Source organism: Porphyrobacter sp. ULC335 (genome assembly GCF_025917005.1).
GTDB lineage: Bacteria > Pseudomonadota > Alphaproteobacteria > Sphingomonadales > Sphingomonadaceae > Erythrobacter.
The window spans coordinates 1,782,130-1,794,539 of sequence record NZ_CP078091.1; the positions used below are offsets into that span (position 1 = coordinate 1,782,130).

The window sequence follows — 12,410 nt, forward strand, 5'->3', positions numbered from 1 at the left end:
GCCTGTCATGTCCCGCTCGCCGCTCATCCTTGCACTACCGCTCCTGCTGCTGGCGGGATGCGATAGGGCTGCCGAGGCCCCGGCGCAACCGGTTGCGCAGGGGGAAGCGGCCAAGACGCCGACAGGTCTGATGACGCGCCAGTTTGCCGGTACGCCGCTTCCGGCGATGCAGTTCAGCGATGCGGGCGGCAAGACGCTCGATCTTGGCGCGCAGGACGGGCCGGTGCTGCTCAACCTGTGGGCGACATGGTGCGCGCCCTGCGTCAAGGAAATGCCGCAGCTTGATGCGCTGGCCGCAGAGCTGGACGGTGAGGTGCGCGTCATAACCGTCAGTCAGGATGTGCGCGGGGCCGAGGTGGTGACGCCGTTCTTCGCCAAGGCCGGGCTCAAGCGGCTCGAACCGTGGCTCGATCCCGAGACAGAATTGTCCGCGCAGTTTACGCCCGAAGGCGCGCTGCCGCTGACGATCCTGTTTGATGCGTCGGGCAAGGAAGTGTTGCGTGTGGCAGGCGGTTATGAATGGGACAGCCCCGAGGCGGCGGCACTGGTGCGCGAGGCGCTGGCCGCGAATTAACGTCAGGCGGTGAGCCGCTGCCCGATGGCCTGACCCATGCGAAGCGGATCGCCCGGCTTCAGGTCTTCGCGCCATTCGACCCGGCCGGGCTCGAACAGCACCACCACGGTGGAGCCGAGGTAGAACCGGCCCATCTCGTCTCCGGCGGCAAAGGCATGACCCTTGCCCGCGAAGGCTTCATGCACCGGAGCCGAAGCGTGGGTGCGGAAGGCATTGGGCCACACGGTGTCGATCCCTGCCACGATCATCGCGCCGACCATCACGCTGGCGAAATGTCCGTCCGGTCCGTCAAATCGGCAGGAGAGCCGTTCATTGCGGGCGAACAGCCGGTCGACCCCGGCGGCGGTCGCGACGTTGACCGAGTAGAGATCACCCGGGATGTAGCTGGTCGCCTGCAAGGTGCCGGCGGCGGGCATGTGGACGCGGTGATAATCCTTGGGGCTGAGATAGATGGTCATGAACCGCCCGCCCTCGAACCGCACTGCCTCTGCCGCGCTGCAGCCGAGGATCTCCGCCACGGAATAGTCGCGCCCTTTGGCCTGAATGATCCGCCCGGCCGCAATCGGGCCGAGCTGGCTGACTGCGCCGTCCGCAGGCGAGAGGATGCACTGCCCCGCATCGGCCAGCGGGCGTGCGCCGGGCTTCAGCTCCCGGGTGAAGAAGTCGTTGAAGCTAGTGAATTGTCCGATGCCGCGCGCCGCTTCGGAAAGGTCGACCCCATAGGCCGCGACGAAGCGGCGGATCAGCCGGTCACGCAGCCACGGCGTCCGGCTCGCGGCAATGCTCCCGGCAAAGCGCGAAAGGGCGTGTTGGGGAAGGATATGCTGGAGCGCGATGAAGGCTGAGGACATGGGGATGCGCTAGTGGCAGTCGCGGCCCTGCGCAAGCTGCGGGGGATCAGAGCGTCGCGGTTTGCCCGCCGTCGACCTTGATCGCGCAGCCGGTGATGAAGCTGGCACGCGGGCTGGCGAGGAAGGTTGCCATGTCACCGAACTCCTCGGGCCGTCCAAGCCTGCCTGCGGGGATCGCCGCGATCGAGCGGGCGGTGATCTGTTCGGGTGCCATGCCGCTGCCCGCCGCCATGGCGCTGTGGAGGCTGGTCAGGCGGTCGGTGGCGATCTGGCCGGGCAGCAGCAGATTGACCGTCACCCCGTCCGCCGCGACCTCGGCCGCGAGCGTCTTGCACCACGAAGCGAGCATCGCGCGCACCGCGTTGGACAGGACAAGGCCGGGGATCGGCGTCAGCAGGCTTGTCGAGGCAACCGCGAGAATGCGTCCGAAGCCGCGCGCCCGCATCTCCGGCAGGAACGCCTGCGCCAGCGTCAGCTGGGCGTTGAACATGCGGTTGAACACCGCGGCGAAATCATCGGGGCCGGTCGTCGCCGCCGCGCCGGTCGGCGGGCCGCCGGAGTTGAGCACGAGGATATCGGGCGAACGGCCCGCATCGCGCACCGCCGCGATGATCGCCTGCGGGGCGGCGGGATTATCAAGGTCGGCGATGATGTGCTGGACGGCGGAGACATCACTCGCCGATCGCGCCACAGTGATGACATCCGCGCCCTCATCGCCAAGCGAGGCGGCAATGGCGCGGCCCAGCCCCTTGCTCGCGCCCAGCACAAGTGCGGTTTTGCCCTCGAGTTGCAGATCCACGGCGCTTCTCCCTGTCGATTGATCGCTGGCTTGCAGCTTGCCCGAATCGCAGCACGAGCGCGCCTGATCAAATGGGCCGTGGCTGGGGAGCGCCGAAGCGTTCGCCGTGGGCGGTGACGGGCTCGAACCGCCGACCCTCTCGGTGTAAACGAGATGCTCTACCAACTGAGCTAACCGCCCCACGGCGTTGGCTTCGCGCCGTTTACCTGTGTTGCGGCAGGGGTCAAGCCGCTAGAACAGGCGCGCAATCCAGCGAGGCATGGCAGGCACGATGATCAAGACCGAACTCAATGACGGAACCCCGGTCTGTATCCGCCGGGTGCGGCCCGGGGACGAGCAGCGCCTGAAGGACGGGATCGCGCAGCTTTCGCCGCAATCGCGCTACCTGCGGTTCTTCTCCGGCATGCGCGAGGCTCCGCCGCAGGTGCTACGCGCGCTCGCCAGCGTCGACGGGCATGATCACATCGCTTGGGGCGCGTTGCGGTCTGACTTGGCCGATACGCCCGCGCTGGGCGTGGTCCACGCCTTTCGCGACAAGGACGATCCAGACGGCGCGGAATATTCGGTCGCGGTGGTGGACGACTATCACGGGCGCGGGCTTGCGCGGTTGCTGACAGCGGTGTTGCTGCTCGATTGCGCGCGCGAAGGTCTAGCGCATTTCACGGTCCACATCCTGCCTGAAAACCGCCCGGCGCTGTCGCTGGCCCGCTCGCTCGGGGCCGAAGGGGTGGGCTACGACTCCGGCGTCTCGGTGCTGGAGATCGACATTGCCGAGGCGCTGGGCGCTCTGCGCGCGGAGAGCGATGTGCCGGGGCTGGCAGCGGTGTTTGCGCAGTTCGACGACGCGGCGCTAGGCGCAGGGCCAACCAGCGGCTAGGGCGCTGCCATGACCACCCCTCGTATTCTGGTTCTCGGCACCGGCGGCACGATTGCAGGCGCAGGCACCGGCGCGACCGGCGCGGCTTACCGCCCCGGTGGGCTCGCGCTGGGGACTCTTGTGGAGCACCTTTCCGCGCTGGGGCTGGCGGCTGAACTTGTCCCGCAAGAGATTGCGCGGATCGGCTCGCAGGACATTGGCTGGGCCGAATGGCAGGCGCTGCACGCGGCCTGCACCACTGCGCTGGCTGATCCGGCGATTGACGGCATCATCATCACCCACGGCACCGATACGGCGGAGGAGACGGGATTCCTGCTTGATCTGACATTGCCTACTCACAAGCCCATCGTGATGGTCGGCGCGATGCGCGCTGCCGATGCAGTGGGGGCAGACGGGATGCGCAACTTCGCCAATGCGGTGAAGGTCGCGAGCGATCCTCAAGCCGCGGGGCGCGGCGTCATGCTGGTGATGGGCGATGCGGTGCTGGCCGCACGCGACGCCCGCAAGGCCGCGACGTCGAGCATCGATGCCTTCCGCACCTTCCCGCGCGGGCCACTGGCAAGGGTCACCCCGGCGACCCTCGACTGGTTCGGCCCCCCGCACCGTACGGGCGAATTGGCGCGCTATGCCTTCCCTCCGGAACTGCCGCGTGTGGCAATCCTGACCGCCGGCGCGGGGATGGACGAAAAGCCGGTGGAGGCACTGCTCGGCATCGGCGCGCGCGGGATCGTGCTGGCGGGCATGGGGCAGGGCAATGCGCCGCGCGTGGTGATCGAAGCGCTGGCCCGCGCGGCGGCAAGCGGCGTGCCGGTAGTACGCTCGACCCGCGTCGACGAGGGGCTGGTCGACCGCAATGTCGAGGTGGATGACGATGTGCTGGGATTGGTCGCCGCTCGCGCCTTTGGCCCTGCGCGGGCACGGATGCTGCTGATAGTGCTGATCGCGAACGGTATTACCGAAGCTGCGGCGGTGCAGGCGGCATTTGACGGGGTCTGATCACTTCGTCGCTGCGGGCCTGCGTGTTTTCTTACAAGTTCCAACCAGATGCGCTAACCCCCCGGCGCAACACCGGGAGGCACAGTCGGCCCGGCCCCAGATAAGGTGACCTTACCCATGTTCGACGAACCCGGCTTCTACGATGATGCCGATCTGGATCCGGATGCGATCCTGCTCGAAACATTCGTCTATTGCAGCCGCGCCACCGATGACGTCGACGCGGACGAGGTCAGCCGGTTGGTCGCGTTCTCGCAAAAGCGCAATGTCGCGCGCGGCATCACTGGCGTGCTGGTGTTCGGCAGCGGCGTGTTTTTCCAATGGATCGAAGGTCCCCCTGCCGAGGTGCGGAGCCTGATCGCCAACCTTCACGGCGATCCCCGTCACTATGATATCGTCACGCTCGACCAGTGCGTTGACAAGCGCGAGCGCCTCTACCCGCACTGGGAAATGGAACAGGTTGCCGCCGATGACCTGCGCGAAGTGCTGGAAAACGCGCTGGAAACGACCGAGGATGAAGCCAGCCTGGCAGCCCTGCAACGCATTCTGGCACACCTCGTAGCAGGGCCGTTGCAGTCGATGGGACGGAGCTGAGCCGGCAGGGGCGGTGGCGGCGCGCTGTCGCTAACGCCGCCTCCAAGGCCTCTCTCCGAAGGGCAGCCCATCACCCCCAGGGCGTGACCAGGTACTTCTCGCCGGTCTTCATCTGGCGGTAATCGCAGATCGCGTCCTTCTCCAGCATGCCCTCAAGAGTCACCTTGGCCTTGTAGTGACTGGCGAAGGTGGTGGTGAGGTTCTGCTGCACGCGGGTGCGCATGCGCACCACGGTTTCCATGCCGGCACGCTGGAGGAAGGGCGTCAGCAGCCAACCGGCGATGCTCCATTGCAGGCCATAGGACGGCGTAAGGATCGTCGGCGCGAGATCAAGTCGGCCGTAGATGTACATCTTCTTCTGCTGGTTCGAACCATAGCGCGAGAACTCGCCCATCTGGCTCGCCGCGACCTGTTCCATCGCCTTCAGCACGCCGTCAGACGCTTGTCCGCCGCCGATCGGATCGAAGCCGAGATAGGCGCCGGTCTCGGCAATCGCGGCGCGCAGGTCGGCCATGTAGGTCGGTGCCGAGGAGTTCACCACGTACTGCGCACCCTGCGACTTGAGCAGTTCGACATGCTCGTCCTTGCGCACGATGTTGACCAGCTTCATCCCGTCCTCGATGCAGATGCGGTTGAGCATCTGGCCGAGGTTGGAAGCCGCCGCGAGGTGGATGATCGCCGAGTGGCCCTCCATCTTCGCGGTCTCGACAAAGCCCAGCGCGGTCATCGGGTTGACGAAGCTCGACGCGCCGGTCTCCGACGAATGATCGCCCAGCGGAATGCACATCATCGCATCGGCGATGGCATACTGGCTGAAAGCGTTGCCCGGCACGCAGGCGACCCGCTTGCCCATCAGCGCCTTGGCCATGTCGCTGTCACCGGTGGCGATGACGGTGCCAGCGCCTTCGTTGCCGGCGGGCAGACGCTGGCCGTGGCGGCCCTTGTTCCCGGTGAGGAAGGGCTCGGGCATGGTCGCGACGACCTTGCCGGGGGTGTATTCGGCGGTCTCGAAATCGGCGGCGCTCGTGAGGATCGCAAGGTCCGACGGGTTGATCGGCGCGGCTTCCATCTTGACCAGCACCTGATTGCCGGTGGGCGCGGGGAACTGGCTTTCCGCCACCTCCAGCGTCAGCTTGCCATCGGCGGTGAGAGTGGTGAAGAGCTGCTTTCCGGTGGTCATCCTGCGTTTCCCTTTTCGTCGTTGCGAGTTGCGCATTCGCTACGCCCGCAATCGCGAGATGGCTAGGGTGACCTTACGTCAGGTCGTCCGGATAGGTCGCTTCGACGAAGTAAAGCCCGTGCGGCGGCGCGTTAAGCCCTAAAGCGCCGCGGTCACACGCCGCCAGCGCCTCGGCTATCCGCGCCTCGGGCCAGGTGCCTGCGCCGACCAGCTTGAGGCAGCCCACCATGCTGCGCACCTGATGATGCAGGAAAGAACGCGCGGCGGCGTGGATGTGGATCTCCTCGCCGACTTTCTCGACATCCAGCAAGTCCAGCGACTTCACCGGATCGGCGGCCTGACAATGGACCGAGCGGAAGGTGGTGAAGTCATGCCGCCCGACAAGCGCCTGCGCGGCGCGGTGCATCGCATCGGCATCGAGTGGCTGGGGTATGTGCCATGCGCGGTCGCGATGAAGCGTCAGCGGTGCGCGGCGGTTGGCGATCCGGTAGAGATAGCGCCGCCCGGTGCAGGAAAAGCGCGCGTGCCAATCATCCGGCACCACCTCGCAATGGGTCACCGCGATGGGATCGGGGCGCAGCTGCGCATTGAGCGCGGCCATTAGCCGGAAGGCATCGAAGGGCTTTTCGATATCCACGTGGGAGCGCATCGCCAGAGCATGGACGCCCGCATCGGTGCGCCCGGCGGAGTGCATAACGACCGTCTCACCCGTGATCCGGTGGAGCGCGTCCTCCACCGACTGCTGCACGCTCGGCCCATGGCTTTGGCGTTGCAGCCCGAAGAACGGCGTGCCGTCGAATTCAAGGGTGAGGGCGAAACGGGTCAAACCAGCACCGTCACGACAAGAGTGTCTTTGGCGCCACCACACGCCCGCGCAGGAATTCGCTGCGCTCCAGCACCGGCTTGCCTGCGCGCTGGAGCTTCAGCGGCCGGATTCCGCCGGTCCCGCAAGCGATGGTGAAATCATCGTCCAGCACCGTGCCGGGCGCGCCGCTTGCCGCAACCACCTCGGCAAGCAGCAATTTCACCCGCTCGCCTTCCAGCTCGAACCACGCGCCGGGGAAGGGGGCGAGGCCGCGCACGAGGCGCTCGATCACCTCGGCGGGCTGCGCCCAGTCGATCTTCGCTTCGGCCTTGTCGATCTTGGGCGCGTAGATTGCCGCGCTGTCGTCCTGCACCTCGGGCGGGAAGGCGGAAAGATCGGCCAGCACCTCCACCATCGCCGCCGCGCCGACTGCGCCCAGTTCGCCGAACAGCTCACCCGTCGTCTTCCTGCCCACCGGCACGGTGACCTTGTGAAGCATCGGCCCGGTATCCAGCCCCGCTTCCATCTGCATGATCGTGACGCCGGTCTCGGCATCGCCCGCCATCACTGCGCGGTGTATCGGCGCAGCCCCGCGCCAGCGTGGCAGCAGCGAGGCGTGGATATTGAGGCAGCCATGCTTCGGCGCATCGAGCACCGCCTGCGGCAGGATCAGGCCATAGGCCGCGACCACCGCGACATCGGCACCGAGCGCCGCAAACTCCGCCTGCGCCTCTGCATTGCGCAGCGAGACAGGCGACCGAACGGGCACGCCCAGACGCTCGGCCTCAACCTGCACGGGGGAGGGCATCAGCTTCTTCCCCCGCCCCGCCGGACGCGGCGGTTGGGTGTAGACGCACACCACATCATGCCCCGCGTCATGTAGTGCCCGCAGCGCCGGCACCGCGAATTCGGGCGTTCCCATGAAGATGATGCGCATAAGGTTTGCCCGCGGCCTTTGTGAAGCGAAGCGCAGCCCCTATCTCTCCCCCCATGGCATCGCAAGAGATCGAGGCTCTGAGTTCTGCGCTCGCCCGCCTGCCGGGCCTGGGGCCGCGTTCCGCGCGGCGTGCGGTGCTGTGGCTGGTCAAGCACCGCGAATCCGCGCTGCCCGCACTGCTCGAGGCGCTGGCAGGCGTCGCCGAGACGCTGGTCGAATGCCAGATCTGCGGCAATGTCGACACCCGAGACCCCTGCGGTATTTGCGCCGATCCGCGCCGGGATGCGCGCGCGCTGTGCGTGGTGGAGGAGGTCTCAGACGTCTGGGCGCTGGACCGCGCGCGGCTGTTCCCCGGACGCTATCACGTGCTGGGCGGCAGGCTCTCGGCATTGGACGGCATCGGGCCTGAGGAGCTCAACATCGCCAGCCTGCTCGCCCGTGTCGAGGGCGGGGGCGTGGACGAGGTGGTGCTCGCCATGAACGCCACGCTAGAAGGGCAGACCACCGCGCATTATCTCGCCGAACGGCTCGAAGCCTTCCCGCTGCGCGTCACCCAGCTGGCCCACGGGCTACCGGTCGGCGGCGAGCTTGATTACCTCGATGAGGGCACGTTGGCGCAGGCGCTTAGGGCAAGGAGGCCGGTGGGATGAACCGCATGCAACGCTTCTTCGGCTGGGTGTTCGGCCCCAGGGTGGAGCGTGAATCCCGCGAATGGAAGTACGAATGCGGCCAATGCGGCCATAGCGAGAGCGTGTGGGAGGCGGGCGGGGTCCGCTTCAAGGCGAACGCGGAAAAGTCCTACGTCGGGCGCTGCCCTGCCTGTGGCCACGTCGGCAAGCGCTGGTTGCGCCGATCACGCTGATCGCAGCATCGCGCTTGCGCGAGCGCCGCACCGTGCCTATTTCGCCGATATGGCTATCCGTGAAATCCTTGAAGTGCCGGACCCCCGGCTGAAGACCATCTCTGTTCCGGTCGAACCGCATGAGTTCGGCCCCGAGCTCAACACGCTCGTCGAGGACATGTTCGAGACGATGTACGATGCCCCCGGCATCGGCCTCGCCGCGATCCAGGTCGGCGTGCCCAAGCGGGTGCTGGTGATCGACCTGCAACCCGACGATTCGGACGCCGAGCCGGTCGAGTGCTCCAGCCACGGCGGGCACAAGCACACGCACCCCGCCACGAAAAAGGAACCGCGGGTGTTCATCAACCCGGTGATCCTTGATCCGGCGGACGAGCTGTCGATCTATCAGGAAGGCTGCCTCTCGGTCCCCGAGATCTATGCCGATGTCGAGCGCCCGATGACCTGCCGGGTCCGCTATCAGGACCTCGACGGCAATACCCACGAGGAAGCGCTAGAAGGGCTGATGGCGACCTGCCTGCAGCACGAGATGGATCACCTTGAAGGTATCCTGTTCATCGACCACCTGTCGCGGCTGAAAAAGGCGATGGCGCTGAAGAAGCTCGAAAAGATCCGCCGGGCTGCGTGATTTGTCTTGCGAAGGCGCCTCCGCGCCTTCGTCCTCGCTAGACGCGCAGCAAAGCCGCGCCCGCTGCGGCTCGCGCGCGTGCGCTCGCGGCCCTGCGGGCCGATGGGTTCCTCCTGACGTCTCCCCGGACTTGATCCGGGGCCCCGCTTTCTTGTTGGAAACACCAGCGCAGGGTCTGGCGTTCTCCATACGTTCCATGTAGGATCGCGGGATGGACCCTGCAATTCTTGCGATTCTCGCTCTCGTCATCGGTGCGGCTCTCGGCTGGTTTCTCGCCTCGCGCCCGCTCGCTGACCTGCGCGCGCGGCTCGCCTCTGCCGAGGCTGCCGGGGTTGAGCAGGAAGCGAAATTTGCCCGCGCTATTGCCGAACTGGGCGACTCTCGGATCGAAGTCGCGGCACTCGGCGAACGCGTAGCGCGTGCCGATGCTCTGGCCGAGCAATTGGACGCCGCCCGCGCCGAGAACGCGCAGTTCCGCGCCGAACGTGCCGGCTTTGCCGAACAGAAGCGCCTGCTCGAAGAATCGCGCACCAATCTGCTGAAGGAATTCGAAAACACCGGCGCCGCCGTGCTCGGCAAGGCGCAGGAGGCGTTCTTGCGCCGCGCCGAGGAACGGCTCGGCCATTCGGAAAAGGCGAGTGAGGAGAAGCTGAAAGCCCTGCTCGCGCCCGTGGGCGACCGGCTGAAAAGCTACGAGGAACAGGTCAAGGCGCTCGAGGAAAAGCGGGTCGATGCCTTCGGCCAGCTCGCGGGCGTTATCGAGGAAATGCGCAAGGGGCAGGACGAAGTCCGGCGCGAGGCGCAACGGCTTGGCAATTCGCTCACCAATGCCCCCAAGGCGCGCGGTCGCTGGGGGGAGCGGGCCTTGCAGAACGTGCTCGAACAATGCGGCCTGGCCGAACATACCGACTTCCATCTCGAACAGTCGATGGACACAGCCGAAGGGCGCCTGCGGCCTGATGCGATCGTCAATGTGCCGGGACAGAAGAAGCTGGTGATCGACGCCAAGGTCTCGCTCAACGCTTATCAGGCCGCCTTCGAGGCGGACGACGAGGGCGAGCGCAAGCGGCACCTCGATCTCCATGCCAAGTCGATGCGCGGCCATGTGCAGACGCTCGGCTCCAAAAGCTATCAGAGCCAGTTCGACGATGCGCCCGATTATGTGGTGATGTTCGTACCGGGCGAGCATTTCGTCGCCGCCGCGCTCGAACATGATCCCGAATTGTGGGACTTCGCCTTCCGCAACAAGGTGCTGCTGGCCACGCCCACTAACCTCGTGGCCATTGCCCGCACGGTGGCGCAGGTCTGGCGGCAGGACAAGATGGCCAACGAGGCTGCGGAGATCGGCCGGATAGGCGCGGAGTTGTATAGCCGGCTCGAAGTCGCGGCGCAGCACCTCAAGCGGGTCGGCGGCGGGCTCGAGACGGCAGTCAACAACTACAACAAGTTCGTCGGCAGCTTTGAACGCAACGTGCTGTCGTCAGGCCGGCGGCTGGCCGAAAAGGGTGTAGACATCGGCAAGCGCGAGATCGAGGACGTGCCGCTGGTGGAAAGCGCGCCGCGTTACAATGCGGCCGATGGCGATGCTGTGGAGAATGATTACCCCGCGCTCGAAGGGCGCAAGGACGCGGCGGAGTAATTACCCTTCCAAACCCGCCAGCACCTCGTAAGCCAGCACCGCACCGGCCACGGCGGCGTTCAGCGAGTCCGCGCGGCCTTTCATCGGCATGGTGACACGCAAATCACACGCCGCCTCGTAGTCCTCGGGTAGGCCTTGCGATTCGTTGCCGACTAGAATGAAACACGGAGCCGCATAAGGCGCACCGCGATAGGGCACCGCATCGCGCAAACTCGCCGCGACAAGCTGCCCCGCTCCGCCGCGCAGCCATGGCAGGAAATCCTCCCACCGCGCTTGCGCCAGACCCACGGTGAAGACCGCGCCCATGCTCGCACGGACGGCGTCGGCGCTGAAGGGATCGGCGCAATCGTCGATCAGGATCAGCCCGCCCGCACCCACTGCATCGCAGGTACGCAGCATCGTGCCGAGGTTGCCGGGATCGCGCAAAGCCTGCGCCGCCAGCCAGATCGGCGCTGAGCTGCGGTCGAGCACTTCCAGCGAGGTGTCCCATTCGTCGAACACACCCGCAACGCTCTGGGCGTTCTCCTTGCCGGTAATCTTTGAGAGGATGTCTGGCGTGGTGGCGATCACCTCGCCGCCAGCGGCCAGCACGTCAGCCTCAAGCCGGGCGAGCAAGGCGTGTTCGCGCCCCTCGGCCATCACCAGCGTTGATGGAACACGGCCAGAGGCGCGCGCATCCTCAAGCAGCCGCAGCCCCTCGACCAGAAACTGGCCCGTGCGCTTGCGATGCTTCTTGTCCCGCAAGCTGCGCAGGTATTTGACGGTCGGGTTGGAAAATCCGGTGATGTGCTTGCGCATGGAAGGCCTATGCCGTTCGCGTCGAGCGTAGTCGAGACGCCATTTGCCGTGCGATCCTGTGTCTCGACTTCGCTCGACACGAACGGGAAGAAAGCACTAATCCTCGCCGAAGCCGTCGGCGATCAGCGCGATCAGATCGGCGAGCACCGCGTCCGCGCCGTCACCCTCGACCGCGACTTCGACCGTGTCACCCTTGGCCGCGCCAAGCATCATCAAGCCGAGGATCGATCCGCCCGCCGCGCTGTGCGGCGTCTTGCTGACGGTCACCTTCACGCCATCAGGCAGCGCGGCAACCGCGCCCACGAACTTCGCACTCGCCCGGGCGTGCAGCCCGCGGCGGTTGACGATGGTGATGCTTTGCCTTGCCTCCCCCACGGCGGTCCCCTCAGGCTTTGGCCCGCGCCTGCGGAGCGGTGTTCGCGCCAAGCAACTCGCTGGCAACGGTAATGTAATTGCGACCCGCGGTCTGCGCAGCGTGGACCGCCGCGGTCACGTCCATCGCCTTGCGCGCGCCGGCGAGGCGGATCAGCATGGGCAGGTTGATGCCCGCAATCACCTCGACATGACCAGCATCCAGCAGCGATATCGCCAGATTGGACGGAGTGCCGCCGAACAGGTCGGTGAGGATGATGACGCCGTTGCCCGCATCGACCGAGGCAATCGCATCGGCAATATCGGCGCGGCGCTGCTCCATATCGTCATTCGGGCCAATACAGACCGTGACGATCCCGTCCTGCGGGCCGACCACGTGCTCCATGGCCTCGACAAACTGGTCCGCGAGGCGGCCATGGGTTACCAGGATCAAGCCGATCATGTGTGAATAGGGGTCCGTTAACTGCCCGCCGGAGGGCTGCCTTACGCGTTTCTACCTTGTCC

At 66.3% G+C, this 12,410-nt stretch carries 16 protein-coding genes and 1 tRNA gene; 8 read left to right on the top strand and 9 right to left on the bottom strand.

The window, feature by feature from the left end:
* Positions 1-7: 7 nt before the first annotated feature.
* Positions 8-574 (top strand): TlpA family protein disulfide reductase, encoded by a 567-nt coding sequence (locus tag KVF90_RS08425; protein ID WP_264394398.1) that lies wholly within the window; start codon positions 8-10, stop codon positions 572-574.
* Positions 575-576: 2 nt separating this feature from the next.
* Here KVF90_RS08425 and asd read toward each other — a convergent pair whose 3' ends face one another.
* From asd to KVF90_RS08440, 3 genes are all read right to left on the bottom strand, one after another.
* The gene (gene asd, locus KVF90_RS08430) at positions 577-1,425 is read right to left on the bottom strand and encodes an archaetidylserine decarboxylase (protein ID WP_264394399.1); all 849 of its coding nucleotides are present in this window, start codon (positions 1,423-1,425) and stop codon (positions 577-579) included.
* Between the two features lie 46 nt (positions 1,426-1,471).
* Complete coding sequence (locus KVF90_RS08435) at positions 1,472-2,224, bottom strand: SDR family oxidoreductase (protein ID WP_264394400.1); 753 nt, start codon at positions 2,222-2,224, stop codon at positions 1,472-1,474.
* Between the two features lie 107 nt (positions 2,225-2,331).
* Positions 2,332-2,404: transfer RNA gene (locus tag KVF90_RS08440), tRNA-Val, on the bottom strand.
* Positions 2,405-2,495: 91 nt separating this feature from the next.
* Between KVF90_RS08440 and KVF90_RS08445 the strand changes: the two genes are divergently transcribed.
* From KVF90_RS08445 to KVF90_RS08455, 3 genes are all read left to right on the top strand, one after another.
* Entirely contained in the window at positions 2,496-3,101 is a 606-nt protein-coding gene (locus tag KVF90_RS08445; protein ID WP_264394401.1) for a GNAT family N-acetyltransferase, read from the top strand.
* Positions 3,102-3,110: 9 nt separating this feature from the next.
* Complete coding sequence (locus KVF90_RS08450) at positions 3,111-4,097, top strand: asparaginase (RefSeq protein WP_264394402.1); 987 nt, start codon at positions 3,111-3,113, stop codon at positions 4,095-4,097.
* Positions 4,098-4,214: 117 nt separating this feature from the next.
* The gene (locus tag KVF90_RS08455; RefSeq protein ID WP_264394403.1) at positions 4,215-4,688 is read left to right on the top strand and encodes a BLUF domain-containing protein; all 474 of its coding nucleotides are present in this window, start codon (positions 4,215-4,217) and stop codon (positions 4,686-4,688) included.
* A 70-nt stretch (positions 4,689-4,758) separates the two neighbouring features.
* Here the strand turns inward: KVF90_RS08455 and KVF90_RS08460 are convergent, their stop codons facing one another.
* The 3 genes from KVF90_RS08460 to fmt form a co-directional block, all read right to left on the bottom strand.
* A complete protein-coding gene (locus KVF90_RS08460) occupies positions 4,759-5,868 on the bottom strand; it encodes a zinc-binding dehydrogenase (protein ID WP_264394404.1) in 1,110 nt (369 codons plus the stop codon).
* A gap of 73 nt (positions 5,869-5,941) precedes the next feature.
* Positions 5,942-6,694 carry a tRNA pseudouridine(38-40) synthase TruA gene (gene truA / locus KVF90_RS08465; RefSeq protein ID WP_264394405.1) on the bottom strand — a complete coding sequence of 251 codons (753 nt, stop codon included), beginning with the start codon at positions 6,692-6,694 and terminating at the stop codon, positions 5,942-5,944.
* A gap of 10 nt (positions 6,695-6,704) precedes the next feature.
* On the bottom strand, positions 6,705-7,610 hold the full coding sequence (fmt, locus tag KVF90_RS08470) for a methionyl-tRNA formyltransferase (RefSeq protein WP_264394407.1): 906 nt from the start codon (positions 7,608-7,610) through the stop codon (positions 6,705-6,707).
* Between the two features lie 53 nt (positions 7,611-7,663).
* Between fmt and recR the strand changes: the two genes are divergently transcribed.
* From recR to rmuC, 4 genes are all read left to right on the top strand, one after another.
* Entirely contained in the window at positions 7,664-8,260 is a 597-nt protein-coding gene (recR, locus tag KVF90_RS08475) for a recombination mediator RecR (protein ID WP_264394408.1), read from the top strand.
* Positions 8,257-8,472 (top strand): hypothetical protein, encoded by a 216-nt coding sequence (locus KVF90_RS08480; RefSeq protein WP_264394410.1) that lies wholly within the window; start codon positions 8,257-8,259, stop codon positions 8,470-8,472. Before recR ends, KVF90_RS08480 begins: the two co-directional genes overlap by 4 nt.
* A gap of 49 nt (positions 8,473-8,521) precedes the next feature.
* Entirely contained in the window at positions 8,522-9,097 is a 576-nt protein-coding gene (locus tag KVF90_RS08485) for a peptide deformylase (protein WP_264394411.1), read from the top strand.
* A 211-nt stretch (positions 9,098-9,308) separates the two neighbouring features.
* The gene (gene rmuC / locus KVF90_RS08490) at positions 9,309-10,736 is read left to right on the top strand and encodes a DNA recombination protein RmuC (RefSeq protein ID WP_264394413.1); all 1,428 of its coding nucleotides are present in this window, start codon (positions 9,309-9,311) and stop codon (positions 10,734-10,736) included.
* On the opposite strand, the gene KVF90_RS08495 is transcribed toward rmuC, so the two are convergent.
* The 3 genes from KVF90_RS08495 to KVF90_RS08505 form a co-directional block, all read right to left on the bottom strand.
* A complete protein-coding gene (locus tag KVF90_RS08495; RefSeq protein ID WP_264394414.1) occupies positions 10,737-11,534 on the bottom strand; it encodes a TrmH family RNA methyltransferase in 798 nt (265 codons plus the stop codon).
* Positions 11,535-11,630: 96 nt separating this feature from the next.
* Positions 11,631-11,909 (bottom strand): HPr family phosphocarrier protein, encoded by a 279-nt coding sequence (locus KVF90_RS08500; RefSeq protein ID WP_264394417.1) that lies wholly within the window; start codon positions 11,907-11,909, stop codon positions 11,631-11,633.
* 10 nt (positions 11,910-11,919) lie between these two features.
* Entirely contained in the window at positions 11,920-12,348 is a 429-nt protein-coding gene (locus tag KVF90_RS08505) for a PTS sugar transporter subunit IIA (RefSeq protein ID WP_264394418.1), read from the bottom strand.
* Positions 12,349-12,410: the final 62 nt, after the last annotated feature.